24 protein-coding genes are annotated in these 24,784 nt (G+C 37.3%); 10 read left to right on the forward strand and 14 right to left on the reverse strand.

Features of this window, described 5'->3' with window-relative positions:
• Nucleotides 1-27 precede the first annotated feature (27 nt).
• Nucleotides 28-633, reverse strand: coding sequence for a hypothetical protein (locus tag AC04MM_RS05440; protein ID WP_475379309.1), 606 nt, complete (start codon nt 631-633; stop codon nt 28-30).
• Between the two features lie 1,223 nt (nt 634-1,856).
• Here AC04MM_RS05440 and AC04MM_RS05445 point away from each other — a divergent pair.
• Nucleotides 1,857-4,058 carry a beta strand repeat-containing protein gene (locus tag AC04MM_RS05445; RefSeq protein ID WP_475379310.1) on the forward strand — a complete coding sequence of 734 codons (2,202 nt, stop codon included), beginning with the start codon at nt 1,857-1,859 and terminating at the stop codon, nt 4,056-4,058.
• A gap of 9 nt (nt 4,059-4,067) precedes the next feature.
• Nucleotides 4,068-5,423 (forward strand): hypothetical protein, encoded by a 1,356-nt coding sequence (locus AC04MM_RS05450; RefSeq protein WP_475379311.1) that lies wholly within the window; start codon nt 4,068-4,070, stop codon nt 5,421-5,423.
• On the opposite strand, the gene AC04MM_RS05455 is transcribed toward AC04MM_RS05450, so the two are convergent.
• Nucleotides 5,381-6,319 carry a glycosyltransferase gene (locus tag AC04MM_RS05455; protein WP_475379312.1) on the reverse strand — a complete coding sequence of 313 codons (939 nt, stop codon included), beginning with the start codon at nt 6,317-6,319 and terminating at the stop codon, nt 5,381-5,383. The two genes, AC04MM_RS05450 and AC04MM_RS05455, sit on opposite strands and share 43 nt — an antisense overlap.
• Before the next feature lie 74 nt (nt 6,320-6,393).
• On the opposite strand from AC04MM_RS05455, the gene AC04MM_RS05460 reads away from it, so the two are divergent.
• The 5 genes from AC04MM_RS05460 to AC04MM_RS05480 are packed head-to-tail and all read left to right on the forward strand — an operon-like array spanning nt 6,394 to nt 10,624.
• Nucleotides 6,394-7,353 carry a hypothetical protein gene (locus tag AC04MM_RS05460; RefSeq protein WP_475379313.1) on the forward strand — a complete coding sequence of 320 codons (960 nt, stop codon included), beginning with the start codon at nt 6,394-6,396 and terminating at the stop codon, nt 7,351-7,353.
• Between the two features lie 9 nt (nt 7,354-7,362).
• Nucleotides 7,363-8,730, forward strand: coding sequence for a twitch domain-containing radical SAM protein (locus AC04MM_RS05465; RefSeq protein WP_475379314.1), 1,368 nt, complete (start codon nt 7,363-7,365; stop codon nt 8,728-8,730).
• Nucleotides 8,727-9,491 carry an ABC transporter permease gene (locus tag AC04MM_RS05470; RefSeq protein WP_475379315.1) on the forward strand — a complete coding sequence of 255 codons (765 nt, stop codon included), beginning with the start codon at nt 8,727-8,729 and terminating at the stop codon, nt 9,489-9,491. Before AC04MM_RS05465 ends, AC04MM_RS05470 begins: the two co-directional genes overlap by 4 nt.
• Nucleotides 9,469-10,266: an ABC transporter ATP-binding protein gene (locus AC04MM_RS05475; RefSeq protein WP_475379316.1), complete on the forward strand. Its 798-nt coding sequence runs from the start codon at nt 9,469-9,471 to the stop codon at nt 10,264-10,266. The genes AC04MM_RS05470 and AC04MM_RS05475 overlap by 23 nt, the downstream gene beginning before the upstream one ends.
• A complete protein-coding gene (locus AC04MM_RS05480) occupies nt 10,253-10,624 on the forward strand; it encodes a S24/S26 family peptidase (protein ID WP_475379317.1) in 372 nt (123 codons plus the stop codon). The genes AC04MM_RS05475 and AC04MM_RS05480 overlap by 14 nt, the downstream gene beginning before the upstream one ends.
• Here the strand turns inward: AC04MM_RS05480 and AC04MM_RS05485 are convergent.
• The 5 genes from AC04MM_RS05485 to AC04MM_RS05505 all read right to left on the reverse strand — a co-directional run bounded on the left by AC04MM_RS05485 (nt 10,574) and on the right by AC04MM_RS05505 (nt 14,788).
• Nucleotides 10,574-11,407 carry a hypothetical protein gene (locus AC04MM_RS05485; RefSeq protein ID WP_475379318.1) on the reverse strand — a complete coding sequence of 278 codons (834 nt, stop codon included), beginning with the start codon at nt 11,405-11,407 and terminating at the stop codon, nt 10,574-10,576. The genes AC04MM_RS05480 and AC04MM_RS05485 overlap by 51 nt on opposite strands.
• A 12-nt stretch (nt 11,408-11,419) precedes the next feature.
• Nucleotides 11,420-11,878: a hypothetical protein gene (locus tag AC04MM_RS05490; protein ID WP_475379319.1), complete on the reverse strand. Its 459-nt coding sequence runs from the start codon at nt 11,876-11,878 to the stop codon at nt 11,420-11,422.
• A gap of 303 nt (nt 11,879-12,181) precedes the next feature.
• On the reverse strand, nt 12,182-13,162 hold the full coding sequence (locus AC04MM_RS05495; RefSeq protein ID WP_475379320.1) for a hypothetical protein: 981 nt from the start codon (nt 13,160-13,162) through the stop codon (nt 12,182-12,184).
• A 190-nt stretch (nt 13,163-13,352) separates the two neighbouring features.
• Nucleotides 13,353-13,565 carry a hypothetical protein gene (locus AC04MM_RS05500; protein ID WP_475379321.1) on the reverse strand — a complete coding sequence of 71 codons (213 nt, stop codon included), beginning with the start codon at nt 13,563-13,565 and terminating at the stop codon, nt 13,353-13,355.
• Nucleotides 13,562-14,788, reverse strand: a complete 1,227-nt coding sequence (locus AC04MM_RS05505) for a hypothetical protein (protein ID WP_475379322.1) — start codon at nt 14,786-14,788, stop codon at nt 13,562-13,564. Before AC04MM_RS05505 ends, AC04MM_RS05500 begins: the two co-directional genes overlap by 4 nt.
• A 42-nt stretch (nt 14,789-14,830) precedes the next feature.
• Here AC04MM_RS05505 and AC04MM_RS05510 point away from each other — a divergent pair, with 42 nt between their 5' ends.
• Together AC04MM_RS05510 and AC04MM_RS05515 are read left to right on the forward strand one after the other, a co-directional pair.
• Entirely contained in the window at nt 14,831-15,838 is a 1,008-nt protein-coding gene (locus AC04MM_RS05510; protein WP_475379323.1) for a beta-ketoacyl-[acyl-carrier-protein] synthase family protein, read from the forward strand.
• On the forward strand, nt 15,831-16,952 hold the full coding sequence (locus AC04MM_RS05515) for an IucA/IucC family C-terminal-domain containing protein (RefSeq protein WP_475379324.1): 1,122 nt from the start codon (nt 15,831-15,833) through the stop codon (nt 16,950-16,952). Before AC04MM_RS05510 ends, AC04MM_RS05515 begins: the two co-directional genes overlap by 8 nt.
• Here the strand turns inward: AC04MM_RS05515 and AC04MM_RS05520 are convergent.
• The 6 genes from AC04MM_RS05520 to AC04MM_RS05545 are packed head-to-tail and all read right to left on the reverse strand — an operon-like array spanning nt 16,924 to nt 22,176.
• Nucleotides 16,924-17,619 (reverse strand): phytanoyl-CoA dioxygenase family protein, encoded by a 696-nt coding sequence (locus AC04MM_RS05520; protein WP_475379325.1) that lies wholly within the window; start codon nt 17,617-17,619, stop codon nt 16,924-16,926. The genes AC04MM_RS05515 and AC04MM_RS05520 overlap by 29 nt on opposite strands.
• Entirely contained in the window at nt 17,585-18,586 is a 1,002-nt protein-coding gene (locus AC04MM_RS05525; protein ID WP_475379326.1) for a hypothetical protein, read from the reverse strand. The genes AC04MM_RS05520 and AC04MM_RS05525 overlap by 35 nt, the downstream gene beginning before the upstream one ends.
• A complete protein-coding gene (locus AC04MM_RS05530; RefSeq protein ID WP_475379327.1) occupies nt 18,587-19,885 on the reverse strand; it encodes a glycosyltransferase family 4 protein in 1,299 nt (432 codons plus the stop codon).
• A 53-nt stretch (nt 19,886-19,938) separates the two neighbouring features.
• Entirely contained in the window at nt 19,939-21,132 is a 1,194-nt protein-coding gene (locus AC04MM_RS05535) for an AMP-binding protein (protein ID WP_475379328.1), read from the reverse strand.
• Between the two features lie 34 nt (nt 21,133-21,166).
• Entirely contained in the window at nt 21,167-21,859 is a 693-nt protein-coding gene (locus AC04MM_RS05540; protein WP_475379329.1) for an SDR family NAD(P)-dependent oxidoreductase, read from the reverse strand.
• Nucleotides 21,856-22,176, reverse strand: a complete 321-nt coding sequence (locus AC04MM_RS05545; protein ID WP_475379330.1) for a hypothetical protein — start codon at nt 22,174-22,176, stop codon at nt 21,856-21,858. The genes AC04MM_RS05540 and AC04MM_RS05545 overlap by 4 nt, the downstream gene beginning before the upstream one ends.
• 47 nt (nt 22,177-22,223) lie before the next feature.
• Here AC04MM_RS05545 and AC04MM_RS05550 point away from each other — a divergent pair, with 47 nt between their 5' ends.
• Nucleotides 22,224-23,384 carry a hypothetical protein gene (locus tag AC04MM_RS05550; protein ID WP_475379331.1) on the forward strand — a complete coding sequence of 387 codons (1,161 nt, stop codon included), beginning with the start codon at nt 22,224-22,226 and terminating at the stop codon, nt 23,382-23,384.
• Nucleotides 23,385-23,386: 2 nt separating this feature from the next.
• Here the strand turns inward: AC04MM_RS05550 and AC04MM_RS05555 are convergent, their stop codons facing one another.
• Nucleotides 23,387-23,653 carry a hypothetical protein gene (locus tag AC04MM_RS05555; RefSeq protein ID WP_475379332.1) on the reverse strand — a complete coding sequence of 89 codons (267 nt, stop codon included), beginning with the start codon at nt 23,651-23,653 and terminating at the stop codon, nt 23,387-23,389.
• Nucleotides 23,654-24,784 lie beyond the last annotated feature (1,131 nt).

Consider the following 24,784-nt stretch of genomic DNA (forward strand, 5'->3'; position numbering starts at 1 on the left):
TTAAAAAGTAGATTGCGGCTTAATCAATTAACGTGGGAACTTGGTTTCCAGAGTCTTAATTAACTGCGCCCATGCTTTTGCGTCATGGGTCAGTTCCTGGGTTTCAGTCTCCCATTCAGGAAACTCAGAAATATTGGCTTCGTAGCAGGCAGCTTCATTGCTTTCTGTATAGAAACTAAAGTTGGTAGACCAACAAGCCGGATCACGTTTGTTATTCATCGACTCTAAGAAGTTGTTGATGGTTGTTAATTTCTGGCCGTCTAAATTGGCTTTTAAGTAAGGTGCAATCACAGCCGGAAAGCCATCGATACGAACATCGCGTTTTAATATCTCTGAATCAATTTCTTCCTGGTAGAATTCAATTAGTCCGAATTTTTTAGAAATGATAGTGTACCCTTTGGCCGGGTAGTCCTTTTTCGGCGAACAGTAATTTTTAATAACGATCATGTCTGGGCTTGTGTAAACACAGCTTTTAATCGTGACAAAACCGTAAGCCATACCTGTTTCAGTATATCTGAAGGTGGTGGTATCGATTTCTTTCATTAAGTCTTTGACTGGTTTTGCTTCAAGCGTAACCGCATGGGCGTTGATAGATAAAAGGCTAAATACGATAAGGTGGATTAATGTTTTCATACTTTAAGCCTAGAACAGGTGTATTGATTGGCAAGTGATAACTAAATAAACAAATGCGTAACAGGCGAGATCAATCAAAAGGTCGAGGTAGAACGCCCCGCCGTTTTAGAAAAAACCTGTCGAGCGAACTCAGGCGAAAGGTCAACTCTGTTGGCTAATGTCGATACCGCCTGTTAATCTTGAACAAGTCGCCGTGGATTTAAGACTCAACACGCACATACTCGTTCTCGAAGTTTACAAACGGCACACTTGCCAAGGGCTGTACGAAGCATGAGGTGTAAAGTCGCGAACGATGTTTTCAAGCAAGCTATCATAAAGCCCAAAAGTGAAATGGATAGGTTTAATCGGTGTCGGGTCGAAAAGTTTAAAAATTATTTACGACAGTATACAACTGAGGTGATGCTTCTAGCACCTATTGGCGATCACATTAACGTAATCAAAGTAATCCAATTTCAAAAAAGAACCACACACTTTACCAACAACCATAAAGGGAGGACATAAGTTTTAGTAATTAAAATTTAGCAGCAGTTACAGATAAATCTTCTCGTGATTGCAAAAATAATTGTAACGAATTTAGCTATTGCCAGCAAGCAAGACGAGTTCATACAGAGCTTGTTGAGGCTATTGCAGTCAGAAAAAGTTTGCTGTGATGTTCGTGATATGGAAACAGTAAAATCAGTAGCGTTTTGACGGTCGTTATCAGTTCTGCGACGGCTGTGAATTTCTTCTGGTCAATGATTTTAAATTGCACTTAACAAACTAACAACATATTTTCTGTAGATTTTCAAATTTATTTCTAACTCGCTCAAAATAAGACACTTCGATTTTAAGTCAGAATTATAGTAACGCTTACTCATTACTTGTGCATATTCGTATTTAGCATCGCCAGTCACCCCACTACCCTGTGTAATTTCAAAGACTTAAGGTTAGCATCTTCAGTAACGCTATTTAACGGGCAATGAGCAAGCGGCTTGAAATCCAAATTCTCATTTTGAGCCGCTTTGGTAACAGCTATTTCCAGGTAAAGCGCCTTTTTTAAGTTTTGTCGTAAAAGGTATTAAGCAAGCACTGGCATCTGACGATAAAGAATTGTGCAAAGAAAGACAAATTGTATAAATTTCGCACGATTTTTCTTATTCTTTCTGCTTTTCAACTCGGCAGTCTCGGCTATTGCTTTACCATCTTCTACAACATATCAAGCTAAAATCTATAAGCCAAACGGTATGCCGTTAGAAAGCACCAATGTTAATTTTCGATTTACTGTTATTAGCCCTGCACGTGATTGTATTTTATATATCGAAGAGCACTATGCATTAAACATGAGTCGAAGCTCTGGTCTTATCAACCTGTCTCTGGGCACTGGTGTAATTACATTTGCAGCGACGAGTGGTACAAGACAGTTTGTCGATGTTTTTAATAATAAAAGCACATTAAATTGTCAGCCTGAATCAAGCTTGTCAGCAACTTACACTCCGCAACCTAATGACAGCCGAAAACTTGTTATGCAATTCCGTGATGAAAGTGGTTGGCAAACTTTGCCAGCGATGCCAATCAACTCTGTGCCTTATGCAATGTACGCTACGCAAGCCAATAACTCTTTACTATTTAACGGAAAATCTGAATCTGACTTTGCACCATCAACTGGTTTACAAACCTGTAGCAATAACGAAGTTTTGACTTTCAACAACGCAAGTTTTAGTTGCGTTTCATTAACTAATTCCAACATCAGCTTAGATGGCGATGTCACAGGATCAAGTTCTGCAACGGCAGTCGTAAAGATTCGCGGGGTTCCTATTTCTAACGCCGTTCCATCAGCTGGACAAGTTTTAAAGTTTGATGGAACAAGTTGGATTGCCTCATCCGATAATTCTAACTCAGGCACAGTAACTAATGTTACTGCAGGCACTGGTTTAACTGGCGGATCTATCACCTCTTCAGGAACTATTGCTCTGGCCAACACCGCAGTAACTGCAGGCTCTTATGGTTCCTCTAATCAGGTGGCAACTTTCACTGTTGATGCTCAAGGCCGATTAACTGCGGCAAGTGCTGTTACGATTTCTGGAACCGCACCTGGTGGCGCTGCTGGTGGTGATTTAACAGGAACTTATCCAAACCCCACTCTAACTAATACTGGTGTAACCGCAGGAACTTATCCTAAACTAACTGTAGATAGCAAAGGACGCGTTACTTCTGGCACGAACTTAGTTGCTGCTGATATTCCTAATCTTGATATTTCAAAATTAACTTCTGGATTATTGCCTACTACACTTGGAGGAACCGGGCTTGGCGCTCTGGGATCTTCAAACACTATACTTGGAGTTAATGCCGCGGGTTCTGGTTTAGAGTATAAATCTGTGACCGCTGGATCTAATATCGTGATTACACAAAATGCTGGCAATATTCAGATTAGTTCTTCTAACCCTGGTGGCACAGTAACTAATGTTACTGCAGGCACTGGTTTAACTGGCGGATCTATCACCTCTTCAGGAACTATTGCTCTGGCCAACACCGCAGTAACTGCAGGCTCTTATGGTTCCTCTAATCAGGTGGCAACTTTCACTGTTGATGCTCAAGGCCGATTAACTGCGGCAAGTGCTGTTACGATTTCTGGAACCGCACCTGGTGGCGCTGCTGGTGGTGATTTAACAGGAACTTATCCAAACCCCACTCTAACTAATACTGGTGTAACCGCAGGAACTTATCCTAAACTAACTGTAGATAGCAAAGGACGCGTTACTTCTGGCACGAACTTAGTTGCTGCTGATATCACTAGTGCTCTTACTTTTAACCCTCAAAATGCAGCTACAGTAGGAACAATTCCCTTAGCTGGTGATGTTACAGGAACGATCTCTTCTACTACAGTGGCTAGAATACGCGGTCGTAATGTTGCTTCAACGGCGCCTGCCTTTAATGAATTTCTAGCTTGGAACGGCACTGACTGGGCTCCTACATCTGGTAATGCAGCGGGCTTTATTGTCAACGGTGGTAATACTTTCGGCGCCAATGCAACCGTTGGAACAAATGATGCCAACAGCGTTGTAATAGAAACAAACAACACACCACGCCTAACCGTATCATCTAGTGGTGAGTTAATAGCGTCTTCGCAGTTCAGAATGCAACAGGCCTTCAATGCTGGCGCCGCAACGTCAATCGACTGGAATAATGGTAACACACAATACACAACTGCAAATTGTGGTGCATTTACCTTTGCTAACATGAAAGATGGTGGCGCCTACACGCTAATAGTGCTAGGTACTACTTCTGGAACTTGCAGTTTTTCACAGTCGACTCCAGATAGCTTAGCTGGCACTAATTTTAAATTTTCACCAGCTAACGGGCCAACCGTTAACGGAACTATGACAACATACACAATGCTACGTGCCGGAAACTTAATATTTGTGTCTTGGATCACCGGTTTTCAATAATATAAGACAGTGGCTTTTAACAAATCGATATTTTATTTTATCTTGCTCTTAGGCTTAGTTTTAAGGCTGTACCATTTAGCGTACCAAAGTTATTGGATTGATGAATTAGTTTCGGTTCACTTTTCAAGCCATTCACTTTGGCAGGCTCTGCTCTGGGATAATCACTTTATTTTATATCCACTGGTGCTAAAAGGCTGGATTAACCTGTGGGGGGATTCAGAGCTAGCGACACGTTCACTTTCAGTTTTGTTTTCGATGTTATCTGTCGTCTTGGCAGGTCACTTATTTAAAAAGCAGATGATAAAATATATAGCAATACTATTAATGGCTATAAATCCGCTTTCAATTTTAATGGCTCAAGAGACAAGGCCCTACGCCTTGTTAGAGTTTTTGATCTTACTTTTTTTAGTCTTCACCATTAAGAACGAAGAAGATCCAACTAGAAAATCTACAATCGCCTTGCTATTAGCCGGCATATTTGCGGTTATGACACACTATTTAGCCATCATTCCGATTTTTTATCTTGCTGCGATCTGGGCTACTAAAACTCAAAATTTAGCAAAAAAAATAGCCCTTCTTTTTCTAGGCTCAATTTTCGCAATGAGTGTATTACAAATTATTAACTGGTCTCCTCTAGAGTGGCAAAGATACAAATTTGCACAAGGCTCTGCAACTTATGATTATTTTTCGATATTTTTAAAGTTGAGCTCATGGGCGATATTTTTATATTTACCGTTCTTACTAATTAAAAAATTTAGAACATCAAATTTTTTAACGCTGATTATACATTCTTTTACACCTTTGCTTTTTGCAGGCTTGATCTTGACTGGTTACTTATTTGAACGAAATTTTGCTCTAGATCGTTATTTTATTATTGCAGTTCCATTTTTTGTCTACTCCGTTTCTACTATTATCGAGCAGTTATATTTATCAGAGCACCGGCGCTATACAATAATTTCGCTGTGTTTTTTGACAACAATCAGTCTTTGCGTATCAGTTAATCAGATTTATCAAAACGTCAAGGCTCCCTGGCGGGAACTGGCACAAACATTTAAAAATGCAAGCCCGTGTCCACAGATTTTTACAACCAGATCTTTAGCCATCAATACACCTTATTTTAAAAAAATAAATTGTGAAGTTAAAAAAATTGATTCTATACAGCAAGTCATCACACGTGTTCTTGAAACTAATCAGCCTGTTTTTATTGTTGATAATTACTGGGGCGCAACACCCTATTTAGTTACACTCAAAAGTGAACTCGAAGAAAAATTTCTGGCCAATGTAGATATTCAGATTTTTCAAAAAGAAAAATCCGACATACTTTATCTGGTAAAAATAAGTCCGGTTAAAACTCCCTTGGAATAAGCTCTAAGAACTTTTATGGCAAAGTAAAAATTTTTCATATACTGTGGCTCGTAAGTCTTTTTGAAGATAATGTGCGATTTTTCAATGATCAACAAAACCGTTAGAAAAAAGAGTAAAGAAATTATAAGTATTAGCCGAGCAGCTGTTTCTTTTACACGCAGATATTCACCGCGTCCAACGCCGTACTTTAAAATTTGAATTAAAAAATCATCTACTTTTTCTCTGCGGCGGTGAAAAACAACTAGATTTTTTAAGTAATGAGCTTCGATGCCGTTTTGAAAAAAATTGTCTAACATGAAAAGTTCTTCGCCAAATTTAATATGACTAGCAAATGGCGTGAAAATGTTTTTTGAAACAACCAGGTTACATAAAATAAATGAATTCTTTGTTTTTGAAATGCTGTTATTGCGACCCATGTATCGATGCCGAAATGGCCCGCACCAACGCGAAGCGAGAAATTTATTCTGTAGCCTTTGAAACGGATTCTTTTTTAAAAAACTATAATTTGGACCACCAATTAAATCGACTTTATGATGTGATAAATATTTTTCTAAAGTAGAAAAATAATTTTTTTTAAAATATGCATCGTCATCTATAAATACGTAATAATCATAGTCCTGATGCTGCTGCCATAAATAGTTGCGTGCTTCGGGGGGCGGACGCTTGATGTTGCTTGCATGAACAATAACCGCTTTAATAAACGGATACTGCAAAGATTTTTTTCTAAAAGATTCAATAACAATATCTGAATCTGAATCAACACCATTTCGTAGAATGCCGACAGTTATATTGAAAAGATTTGCCTGGCAGTATCTTTGATTCAAAAGCGACTGAAGATTAAGTCGAAGCAAAGCACTTCTTTGATGCGTGGTGATGATAACGAAATAATTTGGCACTGCTTAAGATTGAACTATTATTTTTTTTCAGGCAATTGTAATCTCAGCTGATGATAAGCCGTAAAAAGCAAACCTTGAATTTAGTTATACGTCAGTTAAAATTAAGTTATCTCTATTCAAAAGGGCTAAAGCTAATTTGTCAGGTTGTTGATAATTATATCCGTTTCAAAAATGACAATGTTAAAGCCATTTGGCTGCGAAATGCTCTGGCGCTGGGGTATGATGAGCCAGGCGTTAGTGATCTTGATTTAACTCTTTTATTAAAAGCTCCCTTGCAGCCCCATGAGTTAATAAAACTCAGAAAAGACTTAAATTTCGTAAAAAAAATATTTCCAATGACTGGAGACTACACAGCTCTAACTGATTGCGTCGAAGATCTCAATTTTATACAAAAGCATCAAAACTTTTTTGAACTATTTAGGGATCCCGCTTTAAAAGCCCTTTTGCCAAAATCTGCTTTGAACACACCTTCTGATTTTGATCGCTTGGTTTTTTTTCATAAAATGCTGATTTCAAATTATTTTGATGTCGAACAATATCCAGAACTTAGAACTAAGAAATGGATTCACCATTTTAAGTTATTACAGTTTAAAATCGACAAACCATTATTTGCAGCGAATTTAAGTGAGAGCCTGTGGCAACAATATACCAGCCTAGTTAACAGTGTGTTTAGACTGAATCTGGCCGTGGCTGAAATCAAGCCCTTGTTTGACAGGCTATGCAATATAAACACTAAACCCTTGCACCTGACTTTTGATGAAAAGTGTGAAAACTGGTTTTACGTCTTAAATATAAATCTGCTTTGTTTTATCCGAAAAGATTTATCGAGCTTATCAAGTGCCGAAATTCAAGTTTTATTCAGAGTTGTTCAATGGGAAGTAGTAGGTCTAAAGCATAATTTGGCATTGGTGGCTACAGACTATTCTAAACACTTTAGCAATTTGAAAATGGCACTAGACCAAGTCGCACCAGTTGAACAGAAGTCATTTCAGGCTTTGTTGATGGTGCTTGAACCAGATCCGCAAGCCGTGTAGTATTTAGTTATGTCTTTTCAGGATGAAATCGCAAAAACGAAAAGTAAACTTAATCATTTTTCACCTTCTCTGTGCCTTGCTAAGTGGAAGCAAGTTACAATTCATCTTCAAAATGGACAAACACATTCTTGCCATCATCCAGGTACACACACAGTTCCACTTTCTGAATTAAAAGACAATCCCAGCGCTCTTCATAATACAAACTTTAAGAAAGCACAGCGAAAACTGATGCTTGAGGGCAAAAGGCCTGCCGAGTGTCAATACTGTTGGAATATTGAAGATCTTGGCGAGCAATTTACCAGCGACCGTCTTATTAAGTCTAATGACTACTGGGCCAAAGATAGCTTTGATGAAGTCACGCAATTACCGTACGACACAAATATTTTTCCGAGCTATCTAGAGGTTTCTTTTAGTCATAAATGCAATTTTAAATGCTTATACTGTTTTCCACATATTTCTTCACTGTGGGAAGATGAAATAGAAAAGCATGGAGCTTATCAACTCAGTTATGCTTACAACGATTTGGCTTGGATTAAATCAATGAATAAAGGCATTTTGCCCGAAGACGAAAATCCCTATGTCAATGCCTTCTGGAAATGGTGGCCTAGTCTTTACCCCCATTTAAAAGTTCTGCGGATCACGGGTGGCGAACCCTTGCTATCGCAAAATACGGGTAAAATTATTGATCATATATCTCAAAACTCACATCCAGGCCTTGAGTTGGCTATTAATTCTAATTTAGGTAGCTCAAATACAATCGTTAAAAACTTCTGTGATAAACTTGCACTACTAACAAATAATGTTGCATCGTTATCATTATTTACCAGTTTAGACACTTGGGGTGCACAGGCTGAATATATTAGAACTGGCCTAAAACTAAGTCTTTTTCAAGAAAACCTAAATTATGTGCTTACTAAGCTTGAATCGGCGCATTTGACTTTTATGTGCACATTTAATGCTTTAAGCGTGCCTCAATTTCTGAGATTTCTTGAAGAAGTATTAAAATTGAAAAAACGTTTCCAGTTAAATGGCCGGCGAATCACCTTAGATATTTCTTATTTAAGATATCCTGATTTTTTGTCGATACTTATTTTAGATGAACAGCTTAAAAAGCCAATGCAGGACTGCTTAGCTTTCATGTTGGCTAATGAGCAATCAGCTGTAAGTGCCGGTTTTGACCAATACGAAATCGAAAAAATGAAAAGACTTATTGAATTCAGCAAAAGCACTCCCGCTGAATTTAACCAAAAAAAACAACAAATAGATTTTTTAAACTACACACGCCAGTCAGATCAAAGGCGTAAAACTAACTTTTTAAACACTTTTCCTGAGTTTACAGATTTCTATAGTAAAATTGAAAAAATTGAATTTGAATGAAACAAACTTTTAGTTATGTCGACATTTTACAAATTATCGCAACCACGAAAGCCAGTTTAAAAGTCAGGTATCGCCAATCTATCGCTGGTTTTATCTGGGTTATTTTAAATCCTGTTATCTTGCTAACAGCTCAAAGTGTGGCTTTCAAATACATTTTAAAATTAGAAATAGAAAATTATTTTCTTTTTTTGGCCTCAGGTTTGTTGCCCTGGATTTTTTTTAGCTCGACTTGCGAAATGACAAGCTCTTCACTTATCCAAGGAGCAAAGCTATTAAAAGCTTATCCCATTAACCCTATCGTACTTAGTGGATCGCAATTTCTAGAAAACTTTTTTAATTTTAGTATCGCATTTTTTTTGATTTTAGTCACCGCTTTGATTAAAGCCGACAGAAGCCCTTTTGATTTTTTTCTGGCGATTCCTGCAGTTCTTAGCTTAGCTTACGGCGTTTTCATATTGTCTGTTCTGTGCTCAATCATTCAAGTATTTTTCAGAGATTTTAAATTTGTTTTAAGTTTTGTACTACAGGTTCTATTTTTTTTAACACCTGTTTTTTATCCACGAGATTTTATTCCACATCAATTTGTGAAAATACTTGATCTAAATCCAATTCTACATTGGGTTGAAGGCATTAGAAAATCTATCAATGGTGATGTTATCAATGATCATCTACCCATTACTCTTTTAGTGAATGCAGTCTTAACAGCTGCTCTTCTCATTTATTGGAAGCGGAACAAACATGAAATCTACCGCTACCTCTAAAAATAATGTGACGATTTCTCTAAAAAACATTCATCTTACATTTTCTGGAGAACTTTACCAGGCCTGGAGTCTCAAGAGTAAATTTGTAAATTTTTTCTCAAAACCGATAGAAACTCTTTTAAAACCAAATCATAAAATATACGCACTCAAAAAAATTTCTTTTGAAGCCTATGAAGGTGATCGTATCGGCTTAATTGGCCACAATGGTGCAGGCAAAACTAGCCTTTGTCGTCTTATCGCACAACTTTATCAACCTCAACAGGGGCAAGTTACTGTCAACGGGGAGGTTCGGGGAATTTTTGATACTAGCGTTGGTATATTTCCAGATTTAACTGGACGTGAAAATGCAGACTTACTTTTAAAATATATCTATCCCGAAAAAGAAACATTGCATGATGAAATGCTCGAGGACATCATAAACTTTTCTGGCTTAAAAAATTTTATTGATATGCCATTCAGAAACTATAGTAACGGCATGCAAGCACGCCTTTGTCTTTCATTAATTTCAGCTAGTCCTTCATCAATATTAATTCTTGACGAAGTCTTTGATGGTGCCGATCAAGAATTTCAGCAGAAAATTTCTCAACGTATTCAAGGATTAGTTCATCAATCAAAAACAGTTATTTTTGTAAGCCATTCGCCAGAACAGATTCTGAAAGTGTGTAATCGTGTTTTTGTGATGAATGCTGGTGAAATTGTTTTTGATGGTTCCCCTAGAGAAGCGTTATCTTTTTATACTAACCTTGTTGCTCAAAAAACAAATGATTTTAGCTGAACAAATCGAACAAAGACTTAAACTTAATCTAACTGTCGAGATCAAAGCGCACGGGCAATCCATGTGGCCGTTCATTAAAAGTGGTCAGCTTTTGCAACTAAAGGCTATAAATCCAGATTATTTAGAAGTAGGTCACTTCATAGTTTTCAAAAAAGATGAAGCCGTTATTTGCCACTTGGTTATTGGCAAACAAAATGATCCCAGTACCGACCGTATGCTATTTATTACCTCTGGTTCTTCGACAAAACATGACGACCTGCCCGTTTTTTCTAATGAAGTTATCGCGCAAGTGATCAATATTAAGTTTTCAAAATTTAAATTGCTGCTCTGGGTACTTCGTAAAAGATTTAATATTTGATTCACTCAAAAACAAAATTTGTACAATAGCTCGAACACGATAAAACGCCGTTACGATTAATGATTTAATGCCAGAAATCTGAAATCGGTAACGCCACATTTGAACATTACCGATCCCCAAAAACACTCTGTAACAAAAAGCAAACCGTGGGAATCGAGGACCCTGAATTAAAATCTGATTTATTTCTATGAAGCTCTTCGACGGGGTAATAACTGCTATCGACTCAGTTTTTGTTGGGTTTATTGGCTTAGTTTGCGGGCTGGCCCCAGCTGGCCAATGTTGTTGTAAATTGCCTTTTACAATCGACAACGGTAAAGCCAAGCAAAAAAATTGGCCGTTTCGCCATAATGTATATTCATCTGTATAAATTTTTCCACCTTCAGAAAGCATCTTTAAAGAAAAAGTAGATTTTCCACAACCAGGTGGTCCTTCTATTAAAGTTGTTCTGCCATGCTGATCACTGACAAGTGCGGCATGCAAGCGCACATAGCCTTTAAGCTCGATAAGTTCACCGAGCATAGATAGAAGCAATTTTTGAAACTCTGGTAAAGACTCTTGATTGTTTGGTTGGCATTTAACGCGTACTGTAAAAGTAGTCTCTCTGTGAATTTTAACGTTAAAATCTCCTGTTTCTAAAACAATATTTAGATCAGCGGGTTGATCTGTCGTAACCGTTAGGTAGTGTGTCCATGTCATTTTAAGAGCAGAAAAAATATGAGCAAATGGGCCAGGATCACCAGAAAAACTAATTTTAACGTCTAGAATTGATAAACTTATAACCATTTTTCGATTATACTAATGGTCTTTGACACATTGACCTGTCCATTTTTTATTACGCTTTTCACTGTAAGCGTAAGCCCAGGTGATCTTACCCTTAACTTGCTTCATATCAAATTTACCTGGAATTATTTCAAAAAGCTGATCATCGATAAAATAACACCAACCGTAAGATTTAAGGTGATTTTTTTTTAGTTTTATTTCCTGCGTCTTTAAGTTAGCTACCTCAGATAGACCCTCTTCGCCGCACAAAACCTGCGTCTTAAAGTCTATTTTTGATTCTTGCAGCGCTTGCGTAGTAACAGCGATAAGCTGGCTCCGATCATCAATGGTAATTTTTTTATTTAAGATTACTTGTCCTTTGGAACCAAGAACCTCTAATTGAACCGTTCTTTCATTAATTTTTGTGGTAGCAACACGTGCATGCTGACAGCCTAATATAAAAAATGTGCTTATTAGTATTTGCAAATAAAACATAATTTATCTTGTCACAACTCTAGAGGTGGTCAAATACTATATATATATTTGATCGAGCAAGCTCTTAGAATTTTTTCCTAATCCCTGTTCGTCAATTTATTTACCTCAGCTGCTCATTGTCTTTGAATTTCTTATTCTAAATATTGACAAACTCTGGCAACGGAAAAAGTGCTCGATAAAATTTAATATATTTTTATTAAAAAAAATAACAAAAATACAAAAAAGACCCAAGCGGAGTGAAATTTCAGTACCCCCTGTAGCCATTGCTCCTCTAGCTCCGCTTGTTATTGCAGTTTATTGATCTTATTTTAAATACATTTTTTCAAAATTAGAATTTGTTGCAGGCTGTGCGTTTGTACAGCTTGTCGAAGTTCTGTATCTCACGAAAATACGGCCATTGGCGCCTGCAGTGCCCGTGCCTGCGGCCCCACCAGAAGTGGCTGTAAATGATCCGCAAGAAGCGGTCGTTGAGATTGTATTGGTCTGAACAAAAATCGTACCTCCAGCACCACCGCCCGCATTACCTGAAGCTGGTGTTTGGCCGTTGGTTGTAATAGAGCCGTTTAAAACAATCGCTGCCGCATTGACGAAGGCGATACCACCACCACGCCCTCCTATAGAGCTGGCTGAACCACCACCACTACCCATGATTAATCTGTCTGGAGAGCCTGGTGTATTATTTCCCCCACCACTGTTTGAAGCACTTAACCCACCAACTGGCCCAAGGCCGTTAGCGCTATTTCCGCCCTCAAAACCACGAGATACAAACGAACTAAAGCCGCCACCCAATGAAATGTGTCCGTTTAAGCCGCCACCGCCGTTGTTAACAGTCAGCGTGCCGCTAATTTTAACAGCCATCACGCCGCCAGTGCCTGTAGTATAATTGAAACTGGGAACCGTTAAAAATCCTCCGGAATTAATGGTTACGTTCGTGTATTTCATGACACGAATGACTTGGATTTTATTAGTTGTAAAGTAACTGTTTTGAAGAGCCGATGAAAAAGTAAGTGTGTTTGTAGCAACGCTAGATATTGTTTTAAATTCATACCTTCCAGCATCAGCGCCTAGCATCTGTATGATCAGCACTTCTTGACCGGCGGCAAAGCCAGCTCCAGAATTTACTGTCACATTTGTGACACCCGCCGAAGAATTAGCACTTAAGCTTGAAGCGACAGAATTAATTTCTAAAGGATTACTTGGGCCGTTAGTTGTGCCCGAGACTGTCAAAGCTCCATCAGCACCGTCGCCGTATAACCCTAAAAAGCCAGTGGCTGCCTTCATCATAGCATTTGTATTGGTATTGATAGCGTGGGCTGTGTTAAGTCCAAAAATTAAAGCACATAAGAAAAGGCTCAGAAAAACTTGAGCATTTTTTGAAAGTTTCACTATATATCTATTATAGAAAATTTATAAATTTAATAAAGATATTTCTGGTCAAATTATTTTTGTCTCATAATAAAACAGTGGCTCAACCCTATAACCAAATCCAGTCATCTGGTATCTCATTTGGATTTTTACTTTCATCTAGTCCAGTTTTTTCGTAACCAGCACAATACACAGGGTGTTTTTCACTCTTTTTTGAAGTATCGGCCTTTGAGGTCTTATTTTTTGCTGAAGAGTTTTTAAAAAAGTTGCCAAAACCAAATTTTGACTTAGTTTTCTTCAAATCATTTTTTTTAGATGTCATTCTGAGGTCTCCGCAGTGCCTACAGTATATAGCTTAATAAAATTTTTGTCTGGTATTTGATGCATTATTGTATCCAACCGAGAAATATCTTTAGTGTACTTTTTAGCTAAACGTAAATAACAAGACGCTCGTTCTGTTTGGCCGCGTAAATAGTGACTTTGCGCCATAGAAATATGAGCCTGGACTATAGGCCAGTCCATGCCGGTAAGAGCGTAAACTTCGTCATAGTCGCTGGCCGTTAAACAGCGTGGATCAACAGATTTTTCGTTCGGGTAATCCATATCTATAAATAATCTAACAAAATAAGCTAGCACTGGATATTTAACAAAAAGTGGCTCATTTAGCTTTTGTAAAATTTGTTTTAAAGAATTGATCTGATTTTTTTGCTCAGCAATATACGAATTTAGGTATGGTTGAATATCTTCTTGCAAATCTTTGAGCTCAAAAAGTGAGGGTAAAAAAAACTGCGGCTGCGCACCTTTTTTTAACTGAACGTACCTTGAAACTGAGGGCTTAGTTTTTCGGTATCGATGGGTCATTACGAGATTGGATTGTTTATCTTTGTTGATACTACCTGCATGCAGCGCTTCGCCCAAAAAAAACAGTTGATCTTCTTCAGCTATTTTTTCTGGCGCATTTCCAAGTTGCCACATGTAGTTTTCGCTCAGCAGATGAACAAGGGGCGGCCCTGCTATTTTAGCTATCCAAGAGCTTCGATATTGATTCGGCATTAAAGTAAAAAATAACTCCCACAATTTCCCTAGATAATGTGTAAAAGGTAAAATCCGAATAACCTGATGCGCCATCAACTGGCTTAATGGAAACCAGGCAACTAAAACACCTTCTGAGGGTAAGCTATCTCGATGAAAAACTAAGTGCTCTTTTTGGTCACTCGGAGCATGTAGCACTACGTGAGGAAGTAATAAATAAACTTCATCTGTCTTATGATAATCAAAAACAAAATCTAAAGTTTTGCTAGATAGGGCTGATTCAAAACACGATCTTGAAGAAGTGAATGCTGTTTTAAATAAGCCTTTCAAAAATAACTGGCTTACCACAGTATGATTTCTGTTGCTTAGGTAATCTAAGCCCTGTTGAGTAGTTTCAGCCTTTGGCAAGCAGAGCTGCAGAGCCTGTATCAGTTTAGCTCGACTAGCTTGATCAATTCTGCCTTTGACCAATGTGTAACCAAATAATTTTAATTTGATCTTTTCTGATATCATTTAATAAAATTATGCTAACATTTAAACAACCAAAAGAAAACTATGAATCTTAAATTAACATATGCAGTGCTTGTGCTGCCAAAAACCAAAAAGGTTTACGGTCAAGCCCCTAAAGATCTGCTCAGTCCTGATTTGAAGTGGATTAACAGTCGGTTCTCAGAAGACCGGGCTTTGACTAAGCCTTGGAAAAAGTTTTTTTTGAAACCGAAAACGTCGGCTGTTCGATTATCTGCATTTGCCGTAGAAAAATTACTACAGGTTAGCGCAAATCAAAAAAAAAACATCACTGGTCTTATATCTGCCGCTTTTCCTAATGATACAGTAGTTCCAGGAGATTCAGCCTATCTTTGTGATCTTTATAAATTAAAGTGTCCGCATCTGAATATCGAATCAGCTTGCTCAACAGGACTTATGGCAATTCCAGCAGCTTTAGGACTTGGTGCGGTTCAAAAAAAATCTAAAATTATTGTTGTGCTTAACAACTGCTTTTCTAAAACTGTTGGTTCTTTTAATGCCCCCGAAAATTCGGCTTTTGCTGATGCTGCCGTCGCGTTGTTATTTGAAAATTCAGACAAAGGTGCAAGAATTACAAATTTCACTGCCACATCAGCTACAGAAACGAGGAACTTCTGGAAATACGATTTTGATGAAAATCTCAAAAAAATTAGTTTTTTGAAGCTTAAAGAATCTGACCTTGCACCTGAATATTTTTTAAAAAATTTTCACCACCTGTGTCAGCAAACGTTCGCAGACAGTCGTACTCAGGCCTCAGACTATCAGCATATTTTTTGCCATGCTAATACAAATCTATCACACTTAGCGACACGCTCTTATTTTAGCCACAACATACGAGCTTACAACAGTTTTGCCATTACAGGTAATGTGGGTGCAGTTTCACCGTGGCCTGGATTAATCTACGCACAGAAAAAGAAATACTTAAAAAATGGTGATCGATCACTACTTTATAGCCTTGGCTACGGCGGCAACTCAGTGATGCTGGCCTTAGAGAATTTTCCAATACTATCTGAAGTGTACACTCTGAATGAATAAGACCAATTACGCACTATGTTTTTTAAACTTTGATGAACTCTCTAGAAATGATTTTCTAATTAATGAAGCCATTTTTGGAAAAATTGATAGTTCACTTTTTAGTCGCCTGTATACTGTAAATCTGCTTTTCAGTGCACATCCCAAACAACCAGACGATTTTATATTTAATGGCCATTTGGCAGGCAACCAGATTTGGTTGCACGAATATCAATTAGAAAAATGGAAAGATCTGCTTGAACCTTCTTCAATTACAAATCATCAAGCTTACCCACTAAGCTCTGCACGATCTTTTTTTACAGGTGATAAAATTGTCAAAGTGAGTCTGCCACCAACAAACAGTTCGACTACAATCAATAAACCTCTCTATTCTGTTCAAATTGAGCGTGCTAATTTGATCTCTTCAATTTTAGTTCAACGCCAGAACAGTACAAATTCGTATCTGAAAGCGCAAATCGAATGCTCTGGTGGCTGGTGGCAATCACATCATGAGGGCGAAGGTTTTTTAATTCGTCAGCTGGAAAAATCACACCTCAATAGACAAAAGCGGCTTGTGCCGTATTATTCTTTTTTTGCTCATGACGGCGCAGCAAAACACGCTGTTTCTTATTTCGAAAAAAATCTTATAGGCACGGCCACTTCACCTACTGAATGGCTTGTAACTCATGTATTTACTCCTTTAGCTAAAGCAGCTCTTGAGCTTTACTGGAGCGAGGGAATTACTGTTGAAATGCATCAGCAAAACATTCTTCTCGAGCTTGATCAAAATGATCTTTTTACTGGTTATTTTTATTTTCGTGATATCGATGGGTGTCGCATCGATTGTGATTTAAGAAAACATAAAAATCTAAGCATAAATTTTAACACAAAAAACAAATTTGAATGGATTATTCAGCCAGAAAAACTTAAAGAAATGAAACTTAAAATTAGGCCGGATTTGATGGATAATTTTTTATGGAATGGTCTAATTGAATTTACATTTCGTCGTTACTTTGAAGATTCGTTAATTTATTTAGCAAACTTGTACCTCAAAAAAATAAATTTACATCACGATGACCGAGTTTTATTTAGAGAGTTTGAAAAGATTATCAATGGTTTTTTAGAGCAGCAGGGTTGAAAACTAAAAAATCAATGTCTGATCCTGGACTTCTCGATAAAACAAAGCTTTCAGACTCATTTTTTTCCGAAATTAAATCTGTTCCTTTGGCAAGATAGTGAGCTACTAAGCTTTTGCGTTTTATATTTTTTTCGCGAACCGGACAAGTCCCATGTATCAGATTTGAATGTAAAACCAACAAATCTCCAGGTTGTAACTCGGGCACTTCATTTTGATCAACCGAAGTTAGTTCTTTAAAACATGTTTCTCGCTGTTCGCTATTCCACAAGTGGCTGCCGCTTGCCAACCAAAGGCCGCCGTTATTCTTATCGATCTTATCGAGTGAAAGCCACAGGCCTACACTTAGCCCTGCTGGTTGTGTCTGGATATATTCACGATCAACATGAGCTCCCATTTCACTACTAAATTGAAAAAGACTAGACCAATACAAGATAGGCTCGGCCGTTAATGCCATTCGTGCATAGTCTGAAAACGGTGCACTGGTTAAAATTTGCAGAAGTACCGCATGACTAAAATGAGCCTGCTGACGACGGTTGCCCGGTGCACCCCAAGCAGGCCATTCTGCACACAATGAAGCAATGAGCTGATCAGCATCAGCCGAAGATATCAGATTTTTAACAAGCAGCCAGCCATTAGCTTCGTACTTGTTTGCTTCTTTTTTTAACATCCTTATTCTTTCCGTGCATAATTAATGTTCTCAGCATGTTGTTAATATCTAACGGCCAAGGAACCGACTGTTCCCACTTATAGCTTAGCGAGACTAATTTTTTATAAAAAAGTTTTTGTTGATTAAGGCGTAGATTCAATTTTTCATTTTTGATTGTGCCTTGATCGTATAAGTTAATTTGATGATGCAAAGATAGTGGCACTCTTAAATCAGCTGTTAAGCTGGTAAATTCATTTTTTAAATCAATAGCCCCTTTAGATAACATATATTGAGCTGGAAAAGTGTCGGCAATAATAAGTTTGTTGTTAATTTCAAAAAAATAAAAGTTTTTACAGTTTAGGCTCTGAGTGACGGCTTGCCAATCAATATATTTAACTTTTGATCCAAACTTACGAGTGAAATCAACAGCCTGATGCATGCCATAACTCATTTTATCAAATCCATGTGTATCTGGGCCTACAGGACGTGCACAAAATAAAATCTCTCCATTGATTTTTAGTGATTTCATGCGCTGCTTGAGAAATTCAACCTGAGTTTCAAATTCTTCTTCAGATATTAGTAACGGATGAGAATTTAAAAATACTATCACATTGTTACGCTTATCGCGGTGGATGCTTTCGTAATGATAAAAAGATGCCTTTGATTTCCACTTATCAGGAATAAAAGACACAAATTCACAAGGGAGCAATATCTCTGAACCAAAAGTGCTTGGCGTGTGTTCATTGAGAAACCAAAGTAATGGGATTAGTCCGTCTCTTAGCAACCATGATTGCCTTTTTTGAATTTCGATTTTTTCAAAGCCCATGCTGGCAAAGAATGCTGAAAAAGGGGAAAAATAATCTTCAGCGAGTGGCCAAAATGTAGCCCAGTAATCTTTATTAATTTTTTGAAAGCCGCCACCGAGAACAACTTTTTTTGATCGTACGTGATCAATATTCCAATTTATTGTAAAATTTTGCTTTGACATTTATTGGCTCTTTTCTGCATATCTTCGATATAACTCATTGTAAAGCGAATCTGCCCCTGTATTAATGGGTTGGGCAAATCGTGCTTTCTGCTCTTCAATCCATTGCTTTAATTTAAAGTTAAACCCCGCAAATGGTGGAATCTGGCGAAAAAATTCATTTTCTAAATGGGCGGCGACGGCTTCTACTGATGATGTTGAAAAAAATTTTTTCGCCCTATGCTCTCTTAAATTTTTACTCTTTAGTAAAATGTCTGCGGCTTTTAAAACGTCACCAAGTTCAATGGCCACATCATCAGAAATTAACTTAACTTCAATTAGTTCGACATCCTGTGAGTTAAAGGCAAAGTCAGAATAGCCGCCCCAATCAGTTAATATGGCTGGCAAACCTGCAGCTAATGCTTCCGCCGGAGACATGCCGTAATCTTCGTCATGGTAAGTACTTAACGAAATAAAAAGATCAGCGGCAAATAAATAATCTGATAAGCAATTTCTAGGCTGTGATCCTAAAAAATTAATTTTTGCACGCACCGGATCACTCAATTCTTGCAGCAAAGAGTCTATTTTTTGAAACAAATATCCTTGGTGAGTGACATGACCAAGATTCGGTGAACCCAAGTCGTCAAAGTCACCTACAATAAGCAATCTGACATTCTTGTCCTTTTTTTCAATTAGCGAAAAAGCACTTATCGCAGCATCAATATTTTTCTGTAGGCTAATTCGTCCGGTATAAATAAATACTTTTTCCTGATCTTTAATTTTAAGTTTTTTCCGCATCGATTTGCGTCGATTCATAGAAAACTTAAATCCATCCTTATCTATCGGAAACGGAATGACTCTCGGAGTATTCACTGAAGATCTTAGAAAAAAATCTATGTATGATGATTGCTTTGTTGATGCGGTTAAAATACTTAATTTCAAACCCTGCATTTCATTTCCAAGCAGTTGCCATAAATCAGGGTAAATCGAAAAATCACCGTAGGCGTGCACAATAAATTTTTTAGACTTCATCCGAGGATCTAGTTGCAGCAAGGGGATTAGTATCTGGCTTGGGTGGGGCAGGTGATCGGGTAGATAAATTACATCTGGATCAAATTGAACAACTTCATCTAACATTTTTTTCAAAGTGTCGCAACCCCAGTGTATACTGCTATAAACATCTGCGGGAGAAACAGAGAAAAATTGTTTTTTCGTTTTTTTAGCATCGATCTTACGAACAGCGGTATGCAAATTCGACGAAATTGCATTGCATGACAACCAATTAAAACTATCAGAATTGACGATGACCGCTATTTTTTGCATTCAATATAGTAAAACGAAATCTATGATTATGCGCAATCTAACACCCCATGACACTAAGCATCTAGGGTGAAAATTTCAGCGCTTGATAAACTTTGAATTCGCAAAGGCATTAACTTTGGATTTAAATTTAATCGCGCCCAATCCGCTCTAATACGGCTGCGAAGCTCTTGACCTGAAACCGCGGCATAAATACTTGCTTTAAAAAACTCTCCCAGAAGTGGTTGTTTTTCTTTTTCAACTTTAACAAATTTTACATACGATAATGAAAGCAAAGCCTGCTCGCATTCATCAAAAGTAAATTTTTCTCCGCCAATATTTACAATTTGAGTCGCTCGCCCAATAATGCGTAATCGATTTAGGTCGGACTTGCGAAAAATATCACAAGTTATAAAACTTTTTGATTGTTCTTGTGGGTTGTTTGATGTGATGTCATCTAAATAACCCAACATCATTGTGTCTGTCTTAATTTCTAGAAAACTTTGATTGATTGAAATATTTTTTGAAAGATTTAGGTCAACCGAAAAATCTTCATTATTTTCTCCGTTTGATAAGTAAAAAAGGCCCGTCTCGGTGCAACCGTAAACATGCTTAAATCTAACATGAGGATAAAGAGCCAAAAATTGATTTACAGCGTTTAAGTGAGCCACTTCAGAACCCAAATTTATTTGTTTTAATGCTTTCAACTGTAAAGTTTTTGTTTCTTCATTCAAGAGTGAAAGCTGTAACATTGTCGGACTTAAAGGAAGAAGTTCAGCAGCGCTTTGCTCTATATGTTTTAATAGGTTCTGACTTTTTAAATCTGGGTAAAGACAAAGTGTCGCCCCTGACATTAACGCACGAAATAATGTAAAAATCCCGCCAATCGTAGACAAGGGCGTAACAGCAGCTATTCGTTTAAACTTTGCCGGCCCAGTTAACCGTTTAGCAATTTGCTGAAGATCCTGAACGACTAATTTAGGAGCACCCTCTGTACCACTGGTTGGCAAAACAATATAAGACTTATTCTTATTTCTTATTTTATTAAAAGTTTTAAGCTTATCTAGATTAGATTGATTCACTAATTTTCTTGGTATTATTACTTTATGTTCGGCCATAGCCCGCAGCAGGCTAGTAATATTTTTGGTTGACCAAGACAGATCCAAAATAGCTGTGTCATCTATCGCTTGTGATGTATCATCATTAAGCTGCTCGAGCGTCTGAACGATACTATTATATGTGGTTACCTCGTCATTTTCGACAAGTGCCACCGAATTTGAGAAGGTATACAAACACTCTTTGATGTTAATGTGAACCACCCAATCTAATTATTTGTCCTGTCAAAAGTCGTGACGCAGGATCTAACAGAAAAGTTACGACGTGAATTACATCAGAATTTTCTGTTGTAATTTTGATTGTTTGTTTACTGATGGATTGATCGAATAACTCAAGTGGTACTTTTAAACCCAGTCCTGAAGCCATAGCCCCGGGAGCTACAGCATTCACTCTCACCTTAAAAGGGGCAAGCTCGGTCGCCAGCAGGCTAGTAAAATTTTCGATCATCATTTTTGAAAAAGTATAGGCTATATGGCCTGCTGTTTTTTGTTGGGTTAACACAGAACTTATTAGTATGATGTTCATTGCGTCTTCGCATTTGAAGCGCACAGCTTCCTGAGCACAAAGAACAGCACTGAGAAAGTTGATCTTTATATTCTTTTCGATTTCAGCAAGTGGAGTCAGCAGAAAATGATTGTAAAAGCCTGTGGCCGCATTATAAATCAGATTATCAATATTATTTTTTTTACCTATTTCACTAAACCAATGGCGTATGGCGTTTTCATCAACAAGATCAAGTCGACTATGAAAATAGTTAGCATTTTTGATATCCGAATCCGACCGTGAGCAACCATAAACAATATGACCATGACTTAAGAGGTGCTCTGCCAAATCTTTGCCAAGCCCCCTACTGGTACCGACAACAACTGTTACTTTTTTCATGATTCAGCCTCGCTGACAACCTGCCGGCAAAAATCTGTAATAGTTTTAAGATTAGAAAAAGGGCTACTTTTTTGTGACAAGGCTTTTTCGCTCAAAAGCCTAATTGTGAAATTTAGATCTTCTGATAATCGCTGTTCGAGCTCGACAACAAAAGATACAAGCTCGATCGAGCTGTGCACAGAATCCTGGCCGTATAATGGCTGTTGAACGGCTCTTTGATACCCAATTTGTGGATCAACTTTTAAAATTTCTACCGCGGCCGGAAGCACGTAACGCTTAAAGATTTCTTCAGAAGTCATTACTGATCTTTGATGCATGAATATATATTGTAACAATCCTACTTATGTTTCAATATATTAGGTAGATGAGCCGTAAAAAATATCAGATTACTTTTTTGCTAGTTTTATCACTCCTAGTCATATTGTTTTTCTTAAACAAAAAAGACAATTTTTCAGTTTTATCCTCTGATGATAAAGCATCGCAGATTGTAACTGGCGTGCTTCAAGATAAAAATCAAACGTTCATAGTCTCAACGTCAGGAACTGAATACAGCACCAATGAAGACTTAAATCTTTTTATAAAAACACACGGTGGTTCATTAAAAAAAATAAAACTGATAGAGAAGAATGTTCGTTTGGTCCTAAGCAATGGACAATGTCTAGACCCCCAAGGTCTGACAATCTATCTGGCCTGGGCGGAAAAAACTGACCATGACAATGAAGTCATTACGGCCATTGGTAGCTATAATTTAAAAAGTAAAAAATTTAACATCATCAAAAAAATACAAATCAAAGACTCTGCTATTTATCCATCTTCACTTGCATGTCATGCTGATAAAATAAGCATTGCGACATATATTACTAGTAACACCGGCTCAATAGCCTACCTCTGGAAGCTTAATCTTAACAACCAAGAAATTAGTCAGATTTACGAAACGGCCATTGCAGAGTTGGGTAGCTTTTCGATTGTTTCCCAAGCGATGCAAGATAGAGAAAATAAAACCTGGGTAGTGGGCTATCATCAGATTGATAACACAAAAAAAATGAGCGGATTTGTTTTAAAAGAAGAAAATTCTAACAACAAAACGTCGTTGGAAAAATTTAAAAATTTTGACGATCAACAGCTGATACACTCAATTTTTCAAGATAATCAGGGTCAAATTTTCATTTTAGGGACAAAAAAATTGCCTGATTCAGCTTTAGAACTAACAGTTCAAAAAATATCTAATAACGAAAAGAAAACTATTTATCAGAAGGTTTTTCTCGGTTTGGGCTTACTCTCTGCATCGATGATTGAACATGACAAACACATGCATTTGACATTTTCAGTCTACGAGAATGGTGGATATACTTGGTATTCAAAGAGACTAGAAAGTGAACATCCAGAGCAAGTTATTGATTATGGTAAATCTAAAAGCTGTCACGGAGGCTTCACTGCAATTGAAGATAACTCTGTTGTCAATTACGGTTCATGCATAATTGATTCTGGTAATTGGAGAATCATTTCTTACACGTTAGATTACTAGAACTACTCGGCCCGATCGACAACACCAGCGATTTGAGTTTTATCTTCTTTCGGAAGATTGGCAATAACGCCCTTAGGGATAACTTTGCCCACCTTTAAGTATTTGTTTTTGATGTGTGAGTTATACAGACGAAGCTTTTGTTTGTCGTTTCCAAAGTAAGCTAATAGTTCTTTGTATGGCATCGGTTTTACGACTTTAACGGCCCGGATGTAATTCTTGATATTTATAGACAGACTCTGGAAAAAATAAATTGGCCTGCGATTCAACATAAAATGCTGCTAAGTAAGTGGCATAGAAGTTTCTTGGAGCAAAATAAAAGATCCTCACAACAGTAGGCCTAATGCGCGGAGTCAAAAAAAGATAAGTATAGTTAAGAATTTTCGATAAGATTTGTTTAACAAAACACATCTTTGACAAGGCCACCTAAGCATGTCCACCTCGAATGTAGCTGAATATTTCCTATTAAAGGAACTAAAATTTATTGAATCAAAACCCCTGAAAAATTGTTTTTTATGGGGAGTGGTTAAAATACGCAACGAACTCGCATTATGCCCCAAATGTGGTTTTAAATCTGTAGCAAAAAAGAAGAACCACGTATTAATTTAGAAGAGCTATAGCTCTGGACTGTGAGATGTACACAAGTTTAGCTCTCTTACGAAAACATCATCGCCACTCTGTTGTGTTTTAGATAAAGTCTATTATGAACATTTAGCCACAAAACTAAAAGAAAAGGTGATCCATGGTTTTTATACATAGATGAGCAATTTTCTAACGAAGAAAGGGTTTTACTGAATTTGCAACTGTGTTTAGTGCTTTAAAAAAGCGAAGGATTTTTTAAATGTGTTTAGGTAAAGATAAAAATTCAATTATCGAACAAGTAAAACATATTCTAGGACGTGAAAATAATAAATTTTTAATGATCGATATGTGCGAATGATTATCGAAGTTTAGTAAAAACTTTTTTCCAAACGCCATGATTATCACCTATAAGATTCACATGCTAAGCCTAATTACTAAAAGACAGAAACGATATCTACGGCCACAGACAAAATCTGAAAAAACGAAGATTACTTTAAAAAAACCGCGAGGATCTAAATTATTTTTTAAGATCTGATGTTGATAGTTGTCTGAAAGAACTCCAGAACTTGATGAACTTTATTGAATTAGAGAACGGCTTCGTGAAGTGTACCGCGGTAGCGGTTACAGGTGTGATAAAATAAGTAGAGAAGCTAAGAACGGATCCAGAAAACCCTACAGAGAAGGGCTCTCGAGCATAAAAACTTTGTAAACGATCGATTGAAAATAGCTAACTACTTTTTTTAGTGCCTTGCGCTGTGTGATAAACGGATCTCCACACTAGACCGTATAAGGCAACGAGTCAAAAAAGTAAGCATAGTTAA

This window comes from Bdellovibrio sp. SBM16 (genome assembly GCF_056175625.1).